General features: G+C 53.7%; 18 protein-coding genes. 11 read left to right on the forward strand and 7 right to left on the reverse strand.

Annotated features, from left to right (window positions below; all coding sequences use genetic code 11):
• Window positions 1-96: 96 nt before the first annotated feature.
• The 6 genes from PEL01S_RS13290 to PEL01S_RS13315 all read left to right on the forward strand — a co-directional run bounded on the left by PEL01S_RS13290 (window position 97) and on the right by PEL01S_RS13315 (window position 6,301).
• The gene (locus PEL01S_RS13290) at window positions 97-765 is read left to right on the forward strand and encodes a response regulator transcription factor (protein WP_127460599.1); all 669 of its coding nucleotides are present in this window, start codon (window positions 97-99) and stop codon (window positions 763-765) included.
• Entirely contained in the window at window positions 762-2,129 is a 1,368-nt protein-coding gene (locus PEL01S_RS13295; RefSeq protein ID WP_127460600.1) for a sensor histidine kinase, read from the forward strand. The genes PEL01S_RS13290 and PEL01S_RS13295 overlap by 4 nt, the downstream gene beginning before the upstream one ends.
• A gap of 61 nt (window positions 2,130-2,190) precedes the next feature.
• Window positions 2,191-3,111, forward strand: a complete 921-nt coding sequence (locus PEL01S_RS13300) for an ABC transporter ATP-binding protein (protein ID WP_371860700.1) — start codon at window positions 2,191-2,193, stop codon at window positions 3,109-3,111.
• Window positions 3,108-3,821, forward strand: a complete 714-nt coding sequence (locus tag PEL01S_RS13305; RefSeq protein ID WP_127460601.1) for an ABC transporter permease — start codon at window positions 3,108-3,110, stop codon at window positions 3,819-3,821. Before PEL01S_RS13300 ends, PEL01S_RS13305 begins: the two co-directional genes overlap by 4 nt.
• Window positions 3,822-4,556 carry an ABC transporter permease gene (locus tag PEL01S_RS13310; protein WP_127460602.1) on the forward strand — a complete coding sequence of 245 codons (735 nt, stop codon included), beginning with the start codon at window positions 3,822-3,824 and terminating at the stop codon, window positions 4,554-4,556.
• A gap of 323 nt (window positions 4,557-4,879) precedes the next feature.
• Window positions 4,880-6,301 (forward strand): DHA2 family efflux MFS transporter permease subunit, encoded by a 1,422-nt coding sequence (locus PEL01S_RS13315; RefSeq protein ID WP_127460622.1) that lies wholly within the window; start codon window positions 4,880-4,882, stop codon window positions 6,299-6,301.
• A gap of 103 nt (window positions 6,302-6,404) precedes the next feature.
• On the opposite strand, the gene PEL01S_RS13320 is transcribed toward PEL01S_RS13315, so the two are convergent.
• From PEL01S_RS13320 to PEL01S_RS13330, 3 genes are read right to left on the reverse strand one after another with little or no spacing between them, the layout of a single operon-like run.
• On the reverse strand, window positions 6,405-7,205 hold the full coding sequence (locus PEL01S_RS13320) for a copper amine oxidase N-terminal domain-containing protein (RefSeq protein WP_163768452.1): 801 nt from the start codon (window positions 7,203-7,205) through the stop codon (window positions 6,405-6,407).
• Between the two features lie 56 nt (window positions 7,206-7,261).
• Window positions 7,262-9,346 carry a M56 family metallopeptidase gene (locus PEL01S_RS13325; protein ID WP_127460604.1) on the reverse strand — a complete coding sequence of 695 codons (2,085 nt, stop codon included), beginning with the start codon at window positions 9,344-9,346 and terminating at the stop codon, window positions 7,262-7,264.
• A complete protein-coding gene (locus PEL01S_RS13330; RefSeq protein ID WP_063184957.1) occupies window positions 9,343-9,750 on the reverse strand; it encodes a BlaI/MecI/CopY family transcriptional regulator in 408 nt (135 codons plus the stop codon). Before PEL01S_RS13330 ends, PEL01S_RS13325 begins: the two co-directional genes overlap by 4 nt.
• Window positions 9,751-10,011: 261 nt before the next feature.
• Between PEL01S_RS13330 and PEL01S_RS13335 the strand changes: the two genes are divergently transcribed.
• The 5 genes from PEL01S_RS13335 (at window position 10,012) to PEL01S_RS13350 (ending at window position 14,299) form a co-directional block, all read left to right on the forward strand.
• Entirely contained in the window at window positions 10,012-10,362 is a 351-nt protein-coding gene (locus PEL01S_RS13335) for a hypothetical protein (RefSeq protein ID WP_127460605.1), read from the forward strand.
• Window positions 10,363-10,857: 495 nt separating this feature from the next.
• A complete protein-coding gene (locus tag PEL01S_RS13340; RefSeq protein ID WP_127460606.1) occupies window positions 10,858-11,769 on the forward strand; it encodes an S-layer homology domain-containing protein in 912 nt (303 codons plus the stop codon).
• An 82-nt stretch (window positions 11,770-11,851) separates the two neighbouring features.
• Window positions 11,852-12,013, forward strand: coding sequence for a hypothetical protein (locus PEL01S_RS34475; RefSeq protein WP_163768461.1), 162 nt, complete (start codon window positions 11,852-11,854; stop codon window positions 12,011-12,013).
• Window positions 12,014-12,288: 275 nt separating this feature from the next.
• Window positions 12,289-13,242 (forward strand): AraC family transcriptional regulator, encoded by a 954-nt coding sequence (locus PEL01S_RS13345; RefSeq protein WP_127460607.1) that lies wholly within the window; start codon window positions 12,289-12,291, stop codon window positions 13,240-13,242.
• A gap of 157 nt (window positions 13,243-13,399) precedes the next feature.
• Window positions 13,400-14,299: an SDR family oxidoreductase gene (locus PEL01S_RS13350; protein WP_127460623.1), complete on the forward strand. Its 900-nt coding sequence runs from the start codon at window positions 13,400-13,402 to the stop codon at window positions 14,297-14,299.
• Between the two features lie 222 nt (window positions 14,300-14,521).
• On the opposite strand, the gene PEL01S_RS13355 is transcribed toward PEL01S_RS13350, so the two are convergent.
• The 4 genes from PEL01S_RS13355 to PEL01S_RS13370 form a co-directional block, all read right to left on the reverse strand.
• Complete coding sequence (locus tag PEL01S_RS13355; protein ID WP_127460608.1) at window positions 14,522-15,724, reverse strand: MFS transporter; 1,203 nt, start codon at window positions 15,722-15,724, stop codon at window positions 14,522-14,524.
• On the reverse strand, window positions 15,717-16,493 hold the full coding sequence (locus tag PEL01S_RS13360) for a DeoR/GlpR family DNA-binding transcription regulator (RefSeq protein ID WP_108534410.1): 777 nt from the start codon (window positions 16,491-16,493) through the stop codon (window positions 15,717-15,719). Before PEL01S_RS13360 ends, PEL01S_RS13355 begins: the two co-directional genes overlap by 8 nt.
• Before the next feature lie 213 nt (window positions 16,494-16,706).
• The gene (locus PEL01S_RS13365) at window positions 16,707-16,943 is read right to left on the reverse strand and encodes a DUF3951 domain-containing protein (protein ID WP_063184938.1); all 237 of its coding nucleotides are present in this window, start codon (window positions 16,941-16,943) and stop codon (window positions 16,707-16,709) included.
• Window positions 16,944-17,132: 189 nt separating this feature from the next.
• The coding region (locus tag PEL01S_RS13370; protein ID WP_127460609.1) for a WIAG-tail domain at window positions 17,133-17,896 on the reverse strand (764 nt) is incomplete at its 5' end.

The following is a 17,896-nucleotide window of genomic DNA, read 5'->3' on the forward strand; positions in this document are numbered from 1 at the left end:
ACATAATTCTACAGGACCAAGGAAATTCCTGCCTGTCCAAAACGTGATATAATTTTCAACGAGTTCATACCGCTTACGAAAGAAAGGATATCCGAGATGAAAATTTTATATATTGAAGACGACGCGGAAATCGGACAATGGGTCAGCGGCGATCTGACCGAAAGGGGGTACGAGGTTCTGTGGCTCACGTCCGGCGACCGGGCGGGTGAGCAGATGAAGGAAGCCGATCTCGTGCTGCTGGACGTGATGCTTCCGGGACTCGACGGCTTTACGGTCGGACAGCGGCTGAAGAAGGAGTACCCGGCTACGCCTATTCTGATGATATCGGCGAGGTCGTCGATCGAGGACAAGCTCCATGGGCTTCAATTTGCCGACGACTATGTGACGAAGCCGTTTCATCCCGACGAGCTGGCGGCGCGGATCGAAGTGCTGCTGCGTCGCTTCGACAAGCGGGTTTCCCCGCAGCTCCAGCTCGGCCATCTGTGCGTTCACCCGGATGAGAATCGTCTGGTCGACAGCGAGACCGGCGAAGAAATTATTTTGACGGGCAAGCAGTTTCAAATCTTCATGTATTTTTTGCGGCATCCGAACCAAATTTTGACGAAGGATCAAATCTACGAAGCGGTATGGGGAGAGCCCTACCTGGAGGGCGATAAGACGTTAATGGTGCATATCCGTTACCTTCGCGAGAAAATCGAGCGCGATCCCGGAAACCCGCAAATCATCGAAACGATCCGCGGCATCGGCTATAGGGTGAGATTATGAAGCTCGCAGCCAAAACGAAGTTCCGGAATTCGCTGCTGGCCCGGTATGTGTTTATTATTTTAATCGCGCTGTGCATATGGCCGCTCGTGTTTCCGGTCGGCAGCCTGATTTATTACGTGCAGAACCAATTGTTTTACCCCGAGGAGTTCAACATCTATGACAGCCGCAACCTGGAAAAAGCATGGCATCAAGAAGCGAAGACGCTGGACAAATCGGCGGAAGATGCGGTGGACGCCAAGCTTCGGGCTTTGAAGGAGCAGTACCCGCGCGCATCGATGTTCTGGGTGGACGCCTCCGGCCGATTGCGGCTTAAACTCGGGGTAACCGTTGCGATTCCGGAGCAATGGACGATGGCGGATAGCATGCAATTTATGAAAAGCAGCTATGGCGGGGACCCGTTCACCGTCGTCGCTTTTATCGGCGAAGATCCGAAGCAGGGCTTCATGGTCGTGCAAATTCCGCGGCATATGATGAAAAACGAAGCGATCTATCCGTCCAACGAGCGGTTCCTTACCGTGTTTATTCTTTCGGTATTTTCGTTCTTTCTGTTCACTTCCTGGCTGTTCTTCGCCCGCATCCGCAAACGGCTTCTCCGCTTCCAAATCGCGATGACGGAGACCGACGAATCCGGGATTCCGCAGCCGATCACCGTGAAGCGAGTCGACGAAATCGGACAGCTTGGGTTGGCGTTCAACCATATGATCGACCAATTGAACGGTGCACGCCGGCGGGAACAAGAGGAGGAAGCGCTGCGCAAGCAGCTTATCGCCAACCTGTCGCACGACCTGCGCACGCCGCTTACGACGATCCGCGGCCACGCCTATTCCCTGCGCAAGGAAACGTTAACGCCCAAGGGGAAGCAATCGCTCGACCTGATCGAAACGAAGGTAGACAATGTGGCCCAACTGATCGAGAACCTGATGTCCTATACCTTGCTGTCGGCGGGCAAATACCCGCTGCAGACCGTCCGGACGGACGTGCTCAGGCTGTGCCGGACCTCCGTCGCCTCCTGGTACCCGGTCTTTGAGAAAGAAGGCTTCGACATCGATGTGCAGCTGCCGGAAGCCGCCTTGTACTGGAACGTCGACCCGCAATGGTTTACCCGTATTCTGGACAACCTGCTTCAGAACATCGTCCGCCATGCCGATTCGGGAAAATACGTCTGCGTCCGTACCGAGGAGCGGCGCGGAACCACAGCCGTCGTCATCGCGGACAAGGGGCCGGGCATCCATGCGGAGTCAGGCAACAAAGGAGCCGGCATCGGCTTAACCATCGTTGCGTTAATGATCAAGGAAATGAGCCTGAAGCAGGATATCGTCAGCTCCCGCGACGGAACGGCCATCTATATGTATCCGAAATTTTAAACGAAATTTAAACGAAAGCTCCCTTTCATTTTAACCTTCGGCGTCTATCATGGAGGCTGAGGTGATTGAAGTGGAATCCATCATAACTACACATAACTTATCCAAGCATTACCGCTCGCGCAAAGCGGTCGACAAGGTCGATCTGGATATCCGCAAAGGCGATATCTACGGCTTTCTCGGTCCGAACGGCGCGGGCAAAACGACGACCATCCGCATGCTCCTCGGACTCATCAGGCCGACGGAAGGCACGATCCGCATCTTCGGGAAGGACCTGAGGCAAGAGCAGCGGACCATTCTCCGCAAGGTCGGCTCGCTGGTCGAGTATCCTTCCTATTACGGCCATCTGACCGCTTATGAAAATCTGGAGACGATCCGCCGTATTCTGGACGTGCCGAAATCGCGCATCGACGAAGTGCTCGCCATCGTCCGGTTGACCAAGGAAGCGAAGCGCCCGGTCAAGGGCTTCTCCCTCGGCATGAAGCAGCGGCTCGGCATCGCCTCCGCCCTGCTCGGCCACCCGGAGCTGCTCATTCTGGACGAACCGACCAACGGCCTTGATCCGACGGGGATCCTGGAAATCCGCGAGCTGATCAAGGCGATGCCGAAGGAGCATGGCATTACCGTGCTCGTATCCAGCCACCTGCTCAGCGAAATCGAGCTGATGGCTACCCGCGTCGGCATCATTCAGCAAGGCGCGATGATGTTCGAGGACACGATCGACAGGCTGCGCGAGCGGGCCCAGAGCAGCATCCGCATCGCGCTATCGAGCCCCGAAGGCGCCCAGCGCACCGTCGCGCTGACCGGGTGCCACGCCGAGCTCCACGAATCTTCTCTGCTGATTGAGCATATATCCGACGATACGCTTGCGGAAATCGTCGCGCTGCTCGTTCAGTCGGGACACTCGATTTACCGCGTGGAGGAAGTGAAGAAATCGCTGGAAAATATTTTCCTTGAGATGGTCGGGGAGGGAACCAGCCTATGATGTTCCGGGTGCTGGCTGCCGACTTTCTGAAAATTCGCCGAAAAGCGATCTGGTTTCTGATCTTCCTCGGGCCGATCGGCGTCATTGCGCTGCAAGCGGCCAATTACGGACTGCGGTACGATTACTTGATGGAAAAATACGCGGCCAACCCGTGGGGCGCTTTCCTCGGCAACATTCAATTTCTCCTTCCCGTGACGATCCTGCTCGGCATCGCCATCATTGCGTCGATGGTTGCGAGCATCGAGCACCAGATGAATTCGTGGAAGCAGCTGCTGGCGCTGCCGATCACAAGAACTGCCGTGTTCAGCGCCAAGTTTACGTTATGCTCGCTGATGCTGTTCGTCTCGTGCGTCCTGTTGGGCATCGGCATCGTTGGGCTGGGGCTCGGACTGAAGCTCGGCACGGACGTGCCGCTAGGCAATATCCTCAAGCTGAGCTTCTATCCGATGATTGCCGCCTTTCCGGCGTTGGCGCTGCAGTTGTGGCTGTCGGTGACGATGCGCAATCAAGCGCTCCCCTTGACGGTCGGCATTCTCGGAGGCGTTCTGTCCCTCTATGCCGTCAAGATGCCCGACTGGTTTTTGTGGAAGCTTCCTTTGCTGATGAACGAAGCGGGCAAACCGGAGTATTCGGTCTTTGCCGGTCTTGCGGTCGGCATCGTCATTTTCGCCATCGGATTACTTCACTTTACGAGACGGGATGTGAATTGAATGAGAACGTTTCTGAATGTGCTGCGCTCCGAGTGGCTCAAAATGCGCAAGACCAACATTTGGCTGCTCGTCTTCGTCAGTCCGGTCTTGGCGGGCCTCGCCGGCTTTGTGCAGCCCATGATTGCGGGTATGCCCGAATGGGAGTGGCTGTTCACAATCGCAGCCGCCATGCATGCTTTTCTGTTCCTGCCGCTGTTAACCGGGATATTCGCCGCCTTCGTCTGCCGCTACGAGCATGCGGGCGGAGGCTGGAAGCAGGTGCTGGCTCTGCCGGTTTCCCGTACGCAGCTTTACATGGCCAAATTTACGATCGTCATCGCGCTGCTTGCCGTAACCCAACTGCTGCTGCTCGCCGTCGTTCTAGGCGTCGGGACGGTCCGGGGCTTTACTTCTCCCGTTCCATGGGACATTTTTTTGCGAAGCGTGCTGGGGGGCTGGGTAGCGACCATGCCGCTGGCCTCCCTTCAAATGCTCGTATCGGTCGCTTGGTCCAGCTTTGCCGCGCCGCTTGCGATCAATGTTATCTTCACGATTCCGAATCTGCTCATCGTCAATTCGAGTGACTACGGTCCGTATTACCCTTGGGCGCAGCCCATCCTGTCCATGATGCCGAAGGGGGAAGCGGACTTTGGCGCATTTAACGTCCCGCTGGAGACGCTGCTGTTCGTTATTCTAGGAAGCTTCCTCGTCTTCTTCGCCGGCGGGCTTACTTATTTCCGCAGGAAAGAAATTTAAGCGAAAGAGAAATAATAATGAGACCGAAATTCTTCATAAGAGGAGCCGGTCTCTTCGCTTTTTGTACGATAGGTATTTTTTAGTTTTAATAGAAAAATCGCAATCGATAAGAAACAACGGCGTGTGATACATGTTACAATAGAATGGCTGCTGAACATTCTTTTGCCCCTACTTACCGCAATGCAATTCCATGTCGCACGGGAGGAATTAGAGAGAAGTCGTCTGACAGAAACCATGCTTTTAGAAAAGAGAGGAGTAACAACGTGGAGAACCATGCAAAACCAAACGACAGCGGAGGGACATTCGGGAGCAGAGCCAACTTAATGGTCGTTTTGGTTATGATTCTTGGGGTATTTGTAGCCATCTTGAATGAGACGCTCCTTAATGTCGCTTTGTCCAAAATTATGGCGGATATCGGAATTTTACCGAGTACCGCGCAATGGTTAACAACCGGATACCTGCTGGTTATCGGGGTGCTGATCCCGGTCACCGCTTTCTTAATTCAAAAATTCACGACAAGAACCTTGTTCCTTTCGGCGATGAGCTTGTTCACGCTGGGTACGCTGGCGGCGGCCGTCTCGTCGGGATTCGGCATGCTTCTGCTCGGCAGGATGCTGCAAGCGTCGGGAACCGGCCTGCTGTTTCCGCTGCTGACCAATGTCGTGCTGGCTACGGTCCCTCTGGAAAAAAGAGGATCGGCTATGGGAACGATCGGCATCGTCATTACCTTTGCCCCGGCGATCGGACCGACGCTGTCTGGGATCATCGTCGAGCACTTTAGCTGGCGCGTGCTCTTTTACGGCGTCATCCCGATCGCGCTGCTGGTCATCGCCATCGCTTATCTGAAGCTTAGGAACGTCACCGAGACGAGAAATCCGAAAATCGACGTCCTGTCGCTTCTGCTCTCTACCTGTGGATTCGGAGGAATCGTGTACGGTTTCAGCAGCGCCGGCGAAGGGCACGGCGGCTGGTCGAGCAGCGCAGTCCTAATTCCGGTGATCATCGGCGCCGTCGCTTTAGGCTTGTTCGTTTGGAGACAACTGACGCTGGCGGAACCGCTGCTGGATCTGGGAACGTTTAAATTCAACGTGTTCCGATTGTCGACGCTGATCATGATGATCGTCATGATGGCGATGTTCTCTGCCATGATGCTGCTGCCGATTTTCCTCCAGGGCGCACTTGGCTACAGTCCGCTGCAAGCCGGTCTGGTCATGCTGCCGGGCGGGATTCTGATGGGCATTATGTCGCCGATCACGGGCCGTCTGTTCGATAAATTCGGCGCCAAGTGGCTGGCGGTCGTCGGGCTGGCGCTGATCGCCAATACGCTGTGGCAGTTTTCCTCGATCTCGCTGTCGACGCCGTACGCGATGATCATGATTTTGAATACGCTGTTGATGCTCGGCATTTCGATGCTGATGATGCCGGTCATGACCAATGCGTTAAACGAACTCCCGCCGCGGCTATATCCGCACGGCACAGCCATTATCAGCACGCTTCAGCAGGTGTCGGGCGCGGTCGGAACGGCGCTGCTGGTCACGGTGATGACCAACGGCTCCAAGCGCTTTCTGGAAAACGCCGCGGGAACGACAGCGGAGGCTCCGCTGCCTATTCTGGCGATGATGGCCGGGATGAAAAGCGCGTTTCTGCTGGCCTTCGGCCTGGTCGTCGCCGCTTGGATCGTTTCGTTCTTCCTGAAACGGGCACAGCCTTCGGGAGGCGGAGGCGAACGGGTTTCCGCACATTAACAAGGTTTAACCTCCGTACTTTGCTTCGTGCGATTGCGGACACAAGAAGACGGCCCCTGCCTTGAGCGGGCGCCGTCTTCTTTGCTTTGCATCCATATGCCGTCTATTGTTTGTCCACGATTACAATCGTCATCGATGTGGCGCTGTGCATGCGGACAAAAAGAGTGCAGTTCAGAGCTTCCGACGCGTCGCGGAGCGGAATGAAGCTGGATCCGTCCACGATTTGCGCGGGAACGCCGAATTGGATCGCTTTTCCGTTGATCGTCGAGGACTTCTGACCGATCTTGAAGGTCATGACATCGCTGCCTTTCGTCGCCTTCACCGTCTGGGTTTCAGGGCTCCATTCCACTTTCGCCCCAAGCGCTTCGAGTGTGGAACGAAGCGGCACAAGCATGCTTCCGTCTTTGATAAAAGGAGCCACCTCCGGATTCAGCTTCCGGTTGTCGATGAAAATATGTACTCCCTCGCCGCGTCCGTCCCATTTCTCCGTCGCGCAAGTCATTTGATACGTAACGTCGAGCGATTTCAAGTCCGCCCCTTGGACCGCACCGGGGAGCATAACATCCCACTTTTGGCTTTGGCCCGGCTCCAGGCTCAGACCTGTCAGAAACGCATCGTTATCCCATTCCCGCGTCGCCAATTCGTTCCCTGCAGCGTCCTTTACGATAAGTTTGAACTTTTCTACCTTGTTGATTTTTACGTCGCTCATGTTGACAAATACCCCTTTGACGAGCAGCGCGTCCTTTTCGTATTTGCCCGACAACGCCGAGAAAGTAAGTTCTCCGGTTGGCTGTACGGAAGCCGACGCCGCCGGGGCACCGAAGGCGAGCATCCATGTCATCATCATAACGGACAGCATGCTTAAAGCCAGAATCGATTGGAATCGTTGTTTCATCGTTTTCATAGAACGCATCCTTCCCTTCGTTGTCTTTCACTCGAATCCTGCGAGAAGTCCGAAGCTTAATCGTTCATCGTCCCGTCCACAGGGTCAACCCAATAGTTCCAAAACTCGCCCGTTCTATCAACTGTGGCGTGGACTGTCGGCTGTTCCTTCTTCGTAAAGGTATGAGCGTAAGGATTTTCCGTGGAGAATTCAACCGAATAACCCATCAGATCGATGCCGAACAGCTTATTCACCATCGGTTTGGCCGCGGCGACAGCTTCTTCTTTTGTATAGATCGGCTTTCTATCCTTATCCAGGAGAAGGCCCAAATTCGCTTCATTGTCGTCTTTTTTGCCGTAGGCCGAGATCGACTTGATTGTGCCTGTGTTGGAGCCAATCACTACGGCATAGTTGCCGCCGTCGTCAAAAAACTTCCATGTATCGTATTGCCCCTCGGAATAGTTATGGTCCGCCTGTTTAAAGGTTACCGGCTTTCCGACATTTATCGTTTGGAGTGCTTTCAACGCAGCGTTTTTCGCTTTCTCGTTCCCCTGTGCGAAAGGATAGCTGATCAATATGCCTCTTTCGCTCAGTGCGTCCGCATCCAAGGTTACGATCATGTCCTTGCTTTGAAGCGTCCATTCATGCGTCGATTTACCGGCCGCAAACCGTTTCTGTCTCTCTACGGTCTCGGCGGTAAATGTTTTGTTCGCATCCACTTGACGAAAAGCCTCCGCAGCAGCCTTTTTCACGGCCGCATCCGTTTCGTCCCACGTATATTGGACATAAGCATTCACAATTTGCTTCGTATCCCGGTCGATACCGACTTGTCCTTTTCCGTTTTTATTCAGCAGGATCCATCTCGAGGTGATATCAGGGTCCGCCACTTCGTAAAGCTCCGCTTGTGAATCTCCCAGAAAGCGGCGCAGCTCTTCTTGGGCCGCTTCAACGACGTTCTTGTCCAACGGGATATCGTGAATCGTGAGCTTTTTCTTCGCTTGCGAAGTGCCGCCGGACGATTCCGTCGCGATCACAGGGGGCGCCGACAGATTGCCGGATGCGGACTCGGGAGCTTTGGCATTGACCAGCGTCACGGAAGAAAGGGCAATGACGGAAGCCAGCCCGAGCGCCGACCAGCGGTAAGATTTTTTATGATAATTTTTGATCATGACGATTCTCCTTTTTATTTGTTGTTTGCCTCCCGATAAATTGGCCATACCCGGGGTCGGATACAAGGTGGCATAATGCTCCAACAGGCGAATGATCGTATGGCCGTAGCTTTCTTTTTGCTCCGCACCGATGTAGGACAGCGCAAGCGCGTCGGCCGCGATTTCCTGATCTTCGCGCATCCGGTAATAGGCATACCACAGAACCGGATTGAACCAGTGCAGGATCAGCAAGCCGTTCATCAGCCAGTTCACGGCGACGTCCTTGCGTTTCACATGGGCCAGCTCGTGAAAAAAAATAAACCGCAGCTGCCGGTCGTCCAGTATGTTCATGAGCGAATCCGACAGCACGACGCGCGGACGCAGAAACCCGAACACAGCCGGGCTGGAGATCGGTCCCGCCGTGATTAACGGGATCGATTGCCGGACCGCCATCGTCTCCCGGCATTGTTCGAACAGCCCGACAATTCCGGGGTCCGTAATGACGGGCTGCTTGGCGAGCCGGGCATACACGCGCCGGTTCGCGGCGACGGTCAAGATCCCGAGACAAACCGCGCCCAGCAGCCATACGACAAACGCGAGCTTGTAGAGCGAAAAGCTTGCGGAAGGCCTCTTTTCCACCGGTTCGGCTGTCTGAACAGGCGGCTCCTGCTTAGTTTCTACGGGAGCGGTCTTCGTTGGCGCGTTGTTCGTCATTTCCTGGTGAACAGGCGATGCTTGCGGCGGACGCGGCGAAGGCGCATCGGAAGTCCGCAGAGCTTCTTGGCCGTAGGAAAGCAGGTTATATACGCTGAACGAGCTTTCGGGCGCCCACGGCAGCAGCAATCTGGCCATAATGACCAGCCACAGCATATAGTGCCATGTGGGGGACAGCTTGTTTCTCGCGATGACTTTGACTAACAAGACAAGTCCCACCAGCACGCCAGCCATCAGCGAGGTTTCCAATACCCAGACAAAAAAGCTCAATAGAGAAAGGCTTAGATCGTCCAATGTCATCTGTCCTTTCTTCTATCGCGATCCGGCCCCTCTTCCGTCTTCTCGTCGAGAATCCGTTTGAGTTCGCTAATTTCATCCGAAGACAGCTTTTGTTCCCGCAAGAAATGGACCAGCAGCGGTTTGACCGCGCCGCCGTACAGCCGCTTGAGAAAAGACTGCGTCTCGGTCTGCACGTAATCGTCCTGCGAGACCAGAGGATAGTACAAGTAGGTTCTGCCCGTCTCTTGAAAGGCGATTGCTTCTTTTTGCAGCAGACGGCTGATCAGTGTCCGGACCGTTTTCGGCTTCCAGTCCATTTGCCCTTCGAGGGCCTCGATCACTTCATTGGCCGTTTGCGGTGACCGGGACCAGAGGATTTTCATCACTTCCCACTCGGCCTCGGATATTTTAGGCAGCTCTTTCATGAATCTTGTGTTCTCCTTTCCGTTCATCTGGATTACCGATGTAATCCTTTATTAGACTACACGCGTAATCCAAAAATGTCAACTTCAAAAAAAACGATGCAGCCGAAAAAGGCATGCCCGCTCTCCCATTCGGAAGAAGCGGTGCATGCCTTTTGTTGCCTAAAGAGGACAACATCATGCTTGCCATCGAAACGGCTAGACGGCCAATCGTAGGAAGCATCAATTGGCACAGCTGCGATACCCGCAACGGAACGTTCAAATATGGTGTGGCTATTTTTTGCGCGGATCGGCGCAACGGTTATGCAGAAAGAGTTCCACGAGATGCCAAATCAAACCAAAGAGGAACAGGATGCCGTTGTTTCAGAAGGAGAAGGGCTTAAACAGCTTGACATTGAAAAAGAAAAATTAAGACGAGAAACGGACCCAGATGATGAAGCTCACTTCTTAAACGATCTGACTTCATCCATTCACGCTATGGGCACGGGAGTTATTGAACTGAAAGAACGTGCAGGAAGAGAACAAAATCCGGAGTTTTTAAAACAAGCCTCAAATCGCGTTTTGTCGGCGGGACCCCTGTTACAGAAATCCGGCTTCTATGGCCCCTCAACGTAAAGTGCACTCCAAATAACAAGTGCGACCAATAAGGGGCCAAGAAAAGCGCCTATTAAAACTGACAACCAGAAGCCTTTTGAAGTAACAAAGTTTTTTAAAGATTTCACCACACTCTTTTCATATTTTTTTAAGAAAAATAAAATCGCTAGGGTAATAGCAGCTCCAATTAATATGAAAAGTATCAGCACCAAAATAAGATCGAACCAGTGAACATACAATTAGATTTCACCCTTCTTTTTTTGTTTGATTATAGCAAAATATATATATCCAATCCAATTAACCCAAATTCAACCTATATTTTACTTTTTTCAGGTGCGGCCCGATCCATCTAAGCTGAAACTGAAGGTGTTTGGGATGATGGGGTTTGGCCAATTTGAACTAAGTTTATGGACACAAACAAATCCTATTGTTGGGATTTTTATAAATTTTATGAAACAAATTAACTTAAAGCGCGTCTAATTTCATATCAGAAGTAAAGTACGAGGAGACTTATGTATGTGTCATAAGAAAAAAAGCAAAGCACTCGCTGTTGTGTTAGGCGCGTTATTGCTTTGTACTGTAATGCCAGTAGGTGCTTCCGCAAACGGAAGTGAATTTAAGGATGTGAGTCCGGATCATTGGGGATATGAAACCATTTCGTGGGCCAAAGAAAGTGGCATTGTTGATGGATACCCTGATGGTACATTTAAACCTGAGCAGTCCGTAGGACAGACTGAATTTCTTGCCATGCTTATTCGGGCTTACAAACCGATAGGATTTTCTGAACAATCTAGTGACAACGACTGGAGAACACCTTATATTCAATATGGCTTTAAAATGGGATGGGGTGCAAGCTATATTACACCTCCAGCAAGTAAATTATCCTCTTTCCCCAAACCTGAATTTCCGGAACCGCGAATGTACGTTGCGAAACTCATCACAAACGCAAGCGGTAGAAGCTACGGTTTTGATGATTCCATACGTTTTCTTTTGGATAGCGGACTATCCAACGGTAAAACAGACAATACGGTTTCGGGATTCCAAGGAAACGAGTTGCTAACACGGGCAGAAGCTGTCACTTTTATAAAAAACGTGAAGTCAAAGCTAGAGATGCTATATCCAGCGCCAGAACGACGTGAGACTGCATACGATCCAAAAACCTTAACACTCAGTCCTTTTGAAGCCTTTCCGCTAAATGTAGAGCAACCGGGTGAATACGGGGATTTTAGTCACATTACCCTTACAACGCCATCAGCAGGATACAATCTAATTCATGATCCTTCTTATACAATTTCCGGTACGGTTCAAAAAGCAGTTGGCGAAGAACTCATAACGACAATAAAGTATTGGGATAATGGAGAATTTATTTCGGAGAAAAATTTGAAAATCCCTATAACAAAGTTTTACGTTGAGTATAAATCCAAGTGAACTATCAACGGATACTTTCACCCGGTATCGAACAAGATCCACTATTATAGAACCTTGGTTCTAAGAATAGGAGGTCGAAAGCATGAATATCACCTTGAATTACTTAATTTTTTTCTTGACCAACTTTGTAGCTACCTCCTTTATTTTCTCTGAACCAAGCTATGCAAAGTCTTTATTATACTCTGTTTTTATAACAATTTTTGTTGTAATTTTAGATGCATTAAAGAAAAAGTCAAAAATATGATTCGTTCAACCCATGCAAAAACAGCCTTGCATTTACTGCAAGAGCCGTTTTTTGTTTTTTTCTTTAGATTTATTTTGGTTGTCCTTGGCTTTTTAAACCTTAAATCCTCGGGCTCATGCTGATCGATTGGAAAGAGCTTCGAGGTGTAAGAACTGGAATTCGTCCACGTGACCTTGAATCCGCCGACTCACCCCGATTTGAAGGTGATGATTTATATGGCTTCAGCCGATACGGCTACGTGCCTCAGTCGTCCAGAAGGAGATGTATTCGAGCGTATGAGCATGCAGGAGACGCATTCGCTTCCAACGGAGTCCCAAAACAAAAAAGGTCTTGAAACGGAAACAGCCCGATTGGCTCGTCTGATCGATACCTATACCCCGCATGACGGAATCTTTCGCCAGCGCATTCCCGGCTTGACGCTTGTCCGCTTCTCTTCAACAAGCACCGGCTCAGAAACGTTCTACACGCCTTCATTCGGCATCGTGGCGCAGGGGGCGATCTCCTTCACAGTCGGGCAGGAAGTCTACGTATCCGCCAAGCCGCGCATCTTCATGCTTCCCGTTGCCCTTCCCCTCACGTTACGGATTCTGCAAGGCAGTCCTTCCGAGCCTTTTCTCAAGGCCGGAGTGAGTCTCGATCCGAAGCGAATCGGCGAGCTGGCGCTGAAGATGTTTCCTCGCGGGCTGCCGCCCATTCGGCAGCGCAGCGCGGGTTATGGGTTCGAGGCCGATCTGGACTTCGTAAGCGCGATGATCAGATTGATAGACTATCTGGGGAATCCCGGCGATGCCGAGTGGCTCGCGCCGCTTGCGATGGATGAGCTGTTGATCCGGCTGCTGCGCAGCCCCATTGGGGTTTACGTGGCGGAGATGGGCTTCGCCGACTCGGGGGTGCAGCGCGTGTCCAGGGCCATCGAATGGCTGCGCCGCAACTTCACGGAAGCCATGAAGGTCGAAGAGCTGGCCGGACTGGTCCATATGAGCGTATCGAGGTTCCGCGAGCATTTCAAAGCCGTTACGGCGATGAGCCCGCTGCAATACCAAAAGACGCTGCGCCTTCAGGAAGCGAGGCGCTTGATGGCCGTGAGCCACCTGGACGCGGCGGCCGCCTGTCAGCTGGTCGGGTATGCGAGCGCTTCCCAATTCAGCCGGGACTACAGCCGCTTCTTCGGCAGCCCGCCCGGCCGAGACATCGCCCGCCTGCGTCAACAGGAGCCGTTCGAGGAATGACTCGAATCGGCTAATCACCCGCTCGCCCCCCGCAGCCGCAGGCTGGGGGGGCTATTTTTTATTCCGGCGAAACAGGCAAGAAGTCGGGCGAAACAGGCAACTTGTCAGACGGTGGGGATCCTATAATGGGGGTATTCACATGAAGGAGGAATTGATGATGCGAGTTTTTGTTACAGGTGCAACAGGTTTCATCGGAAAGGCGGTGGTCCGCGAGCTGCTTGAAGCCGGACATCAGGTGCTCGGCCTCGCCCGCTCCGACCAGTCTGCCGCCGCATTGACGGCGGCCGGAGCCGAGGTCCATCGCGGCGCGCTCGACGATCTCGACAGCCTGCGTGAAGGAGCTGCTGCTGCGGACGGCGTGATTCATCTGGCCTTCGTCCATGATTTCTCAGACTATGCCGGCGGGGTCGCGACCGATCTGCAAGCCGTTAAGGCCATGGGTGCCGAGCTCGAGGGGACCGGCAAGCCGTTCGTGATCACCTCTGGAACCGCGACGCTCTCCTTTGTACTCCCGTCCGGTCAGGTCGGGACGGAGCAGGATACGGTTACCGATAACGAACCTCGGGGCGCCGCAGAGAACGTGGCGCTTGCACTGGCTGGACGCGGCGTGCGGTCCTCGATCGTCCGCCTCTCCACCTGCGTACACAACGAGGTGTTGGCCGGATTCGCCACGCTCCTCATCGGCATTGCCCGCGAGAAGGGCGTCTCCGCCTACGTCGGAGACGGGTCGAACCATTGGCCGGCCGTCCATCGCCTCGATGCGGCGCGGCTGTTCCGCTTAGCGCTGGAGTCCGCCCCGGCGGGATCGATCCTCCACGGAGTCGCCGAGGAGGGGGTGCTGCTACGCGACATCGCGGAGGTCATCGGCCGCCGCTTGAACGTGCCGACGGCCAGTATTTCCCGCGAGGAGGCAGACGCCCACTTCGGCTTCCTCGGCGCCTTCGCGACGACCGACAACACGTCCTCCAACGCACTGACTCGGGAACGTGTAGGCTGGGAGCCCACACACCATGGACTCATCGCGGATCTGGAGCAAGGTCAGCACTTCAGCCAGTAAACGGAGCTTTGGGGGCGGGGGAGGATCGCCAGCATAATCTCGTCATCAATGAATTTTAACCCTGAGCGGCGATTTCGATTTCGTGAGACAATTTAAAAAGACGGCTCTTGTTCGCATCTGTTGCGGCAAGGGCCGTCCTTTGTTTTTCTTCAAATGGCTGTCCTGTGCGCCGCTTCTCGCAATAAAGTTTACGCGCGTTCATTCACTCGTGCCCTGCATGGTCTACTCCATGCTGCGGCCGGCGTGCAATGGTGCGCCTTGCGTCTGAGGGCGTCTTCGCGAAATCGCAAGCACGGCCAGCATGATGAGCATCACGGCCGAGTAGAGCCACATGGCCGTTTGAATCGGGAAAGCGTCCATGACCCGTCCGACGCCCAGCGGCAGCAGCGAACCGCCGAGCCCGTTAGCCGCGAGCAAAATACTGGTCGTCCTCTCGGTCATGCCCGGCAGCGATTGATTGGCGTAAATGAGCGCCACCGCAAACATCCCGGACATGCCCAATCCAAGCAGAAAGCTGAGTACGAAGCCTCCCCATGCATAGTGGCTGAACGGCAGGACGAGCAGCGACGCTAAACTCAGCAGCGTTGCCACCCACAAAAAACGGAAGTACGTCCACCGGTCGCCGAGAATGCCGGTCAAGATTCGTCCGATCACCATTGCCGTCCAGTAGACGGTGACGGTTAGCGTCGCAAGCGAGCTATCGATTCCCCACCGCTCCATAAAGATCGAGGGGAAGAAGTGGACGACCGACACTTCGCTGCCGCCGTACAGGAAAAAGAAAACGGCGCACAACACCAGAAACGGAATGCCCGATCTCGCATACGCCGGGCGCTGCACATGTCCTCCGCCGGGCTCCGCCTCTTTGCGGGTCAGCATGCCGTCCATTTCCCCAAAGGACATCCGTTTCCAGACGAGCGCCGTCGCAAGCGCGCCGATGCCGAGCAGAAAAAACGAATACGTCCACAGCCCTTTGGCGATCAGCAAGCTGGCGATCGAAGGCATGGCGAGCGCGCCGACACCGAACGTCACCTCAAGCTTGCTCATGGCCGCCGCCTGCTTCTGCTTTACCGCCAGAAGAATGATCGTGCCGATACACGATTCGACCAAGCCGGTGCCGAATCCGGCCATCCCCGCCAGCAGGACGACCGCCGGCCAGGGAGGAAGCAAACCAGCGAGCAGCTCCATCCCGACCAGTCCGAGACCGAGCATAACCGCAGATTTACGGCCGAGCTTGCGGGAGATCGCCGGCATCGAAAGCACCCCGCTGAGCAAGCCGACAAACTGCACGAAAATGAGCATGCCTCCGCTGCCGTAGCTTTGCGAATAATGCTTAAGCAGCTCAGGCAGCACAGCGCCGACGATGACCGTGCCCACGCCGGTGATGACATAACACAAGCATCCCATCCAAATCAACCGGTTAATCATGCTGCTCTCCTTCACCGGCGATCAGCAGCTCCACCTGATGCTTGTGAAGCTCTTCTTTCATTTCGTCGCTCGGCTCCCGGTCCGTTACGATCATGTCGATCCCTTCCAGCCCGGCGACGCGGTGAAACAGCTTCTTGCCGAATTTCGTATGATCGGCCAGCACAATAACTTGGTCCGACTTGCGCATAACCTGCCGGATCAAATAGCTTTCCTCCTCGAACATGGTCGTCAGACCGTGCGGCGCGATGCCGCATGTGCCGAGCAGCGCTTTGTCCACCTGATATTCGGACAGCATTTCCAGCGTACGCGCCCCGAAAACCAGCCGCTGCTCGTTATCTAGCAGGCCGCCGAGAAGATGGATGCGGATTTCATCCTTCTGCGTCAGCATGCCCGCCAGATCGATCGAGTTGGTGACGACCACATTGCGCCGGGTCCGCATCGATTCCATCGCACAGCGCACCGTAGTGGAGGAATCGGTATACAAATAATCGCCGTCGTGAATCAGCGTCGCCGCCAGCCTGCCGATCGCCTGCTTGGACGGAGTGTCCAACTGCAGCCTCTGCTCGTAGTTCGGCACCTCCTTAGAAATCGACGGAAGCATAGCGCCTCCGCGGGTACGGATGATGCTCCCCTGCTCCTCCAGCTTGATCAGATCGCGCCGGGCGGTATCCCACGAGATTTGCAGCCACTCGCAAATTTCCGTGACCGTGATACGCTGTTTTTCATTTAACTTCTGTACAATCGCAATCAGTCTTTCTTCTTGAAACATGCGTATTCCCCTTCCGAATACTTGACCTTTAATTAAGTTTTAATAAGTTATATTAAGCAAATTCAAGTGATATTCTTGATTATAAACCAAAATCCGCAGATTACAAGCGTTTCGACGGAAAACAACTTCGCGTTTGCGCCCATAATAAAAAGGACGGGGAAGGATCGTAATTCCTTCGCCCGCCGCTTAGAAAGGGTGTTCCCCGAAAAGGCTTTAATATGGAGCTTTTCTTACATTTTTGTCCTTATCGTCGCCCTGCTCGTCTTTTTCTTCCTTCTCCTGCTTTTCTTCGTGAAATTCGATCGGCGTATTTCCCGTAATCTGATCGAAGGGAGTGTAGTCGCTGCTCGGGATCGCTTTGCCGGCAATCATCTTGCAGATAATGATCGTAAGTAAAACGATGATCGGAACGATCAAGGAAAGCATCGTATATAAAGCGAAATCGTCCATATTTTCAGGTCCGCCCTTCCCCTGTAGTAGCATACTTGTCCGTTCATTCAGCTTTTATACGAGGAAGGCCGAAAAATAGTTTCGCAGACCGGGTGTCAGGTCAAAAAAATATCCCCGCAAAGCCCGGCTTCAAAGCCGCCGCTCTGCGAGGATATACTGATCTCATTGAAGAAAACATGACCGTTTCAATTACTCGTTCGCCGCGCCGATTGCAATCCAGTTGACCACTCCTTGCAGCTCCGGCGAAAATTTGGAACGGACCACTTCTATAATAGCGCCGTCGGGTTCCTTCTGTTGAATGACCGCGTACGTGTTTGTCTGATCTGTGGAAGCTACCAGTACGTAATTGTTGTCTGCAAAAGGCCGGTCAAATATCAGCACCACTTCCGTCAGTTCGTCTTCGAGTTTGAGCAGGAACGGACTCATCCCAAACTGTTGCACCGTCGTCCGGACTCCAACCGTCTGCACCGGCTGGAAGGACAAATGCTCCGGAGTGACCGCTCCTGCCGCCAAATGCTCGGACCTGACGCTCTCCGGCTGCAGCTGGCCGCCCGCTGTGACATCAGCTTCCGATATTTGCGCAGTTACGGCGTCCAATAAGAGGTTCAGCGCACTAATATGGACCTCCGCCAGCTCCGGCTCGAGCTCTGCAACCAGTTCCGCCCCCGATTCCAAGCTTATTTCCGCTTCTTCCGCTTCTTCCGCATCCGGTGTCTCGATTTCGCTCTGGATGCCGGGGTCTTCCGTTTCACCGATTGGATCGAATTGCTCCGGATCAACGGCCGTGTGGGCGGCATCGTCCTGTGCTTCCTCAGCCGACCGCCTGTTCAGCAGTGCCTGCAGCGACGGTTCCAAATGAATGAAGGAAATCGTGCCCGGCACCAGATGGTAGCCTGAGATCGTCTCCTGCTTGATGTGCAGCCCGTCGACCGACTCGACGCACAAATGATCCG

It is taken from the genome of Paenibacillus elgii NBRC 100335 (assembly GCF_004000865.1).
GTDB classification, from domain to species: Bacteria; Bacillota; Bacilli; order Paenibacillales; family NBRC-103111; genus Paenibacillus_G; species Paenibacillus_G elgii.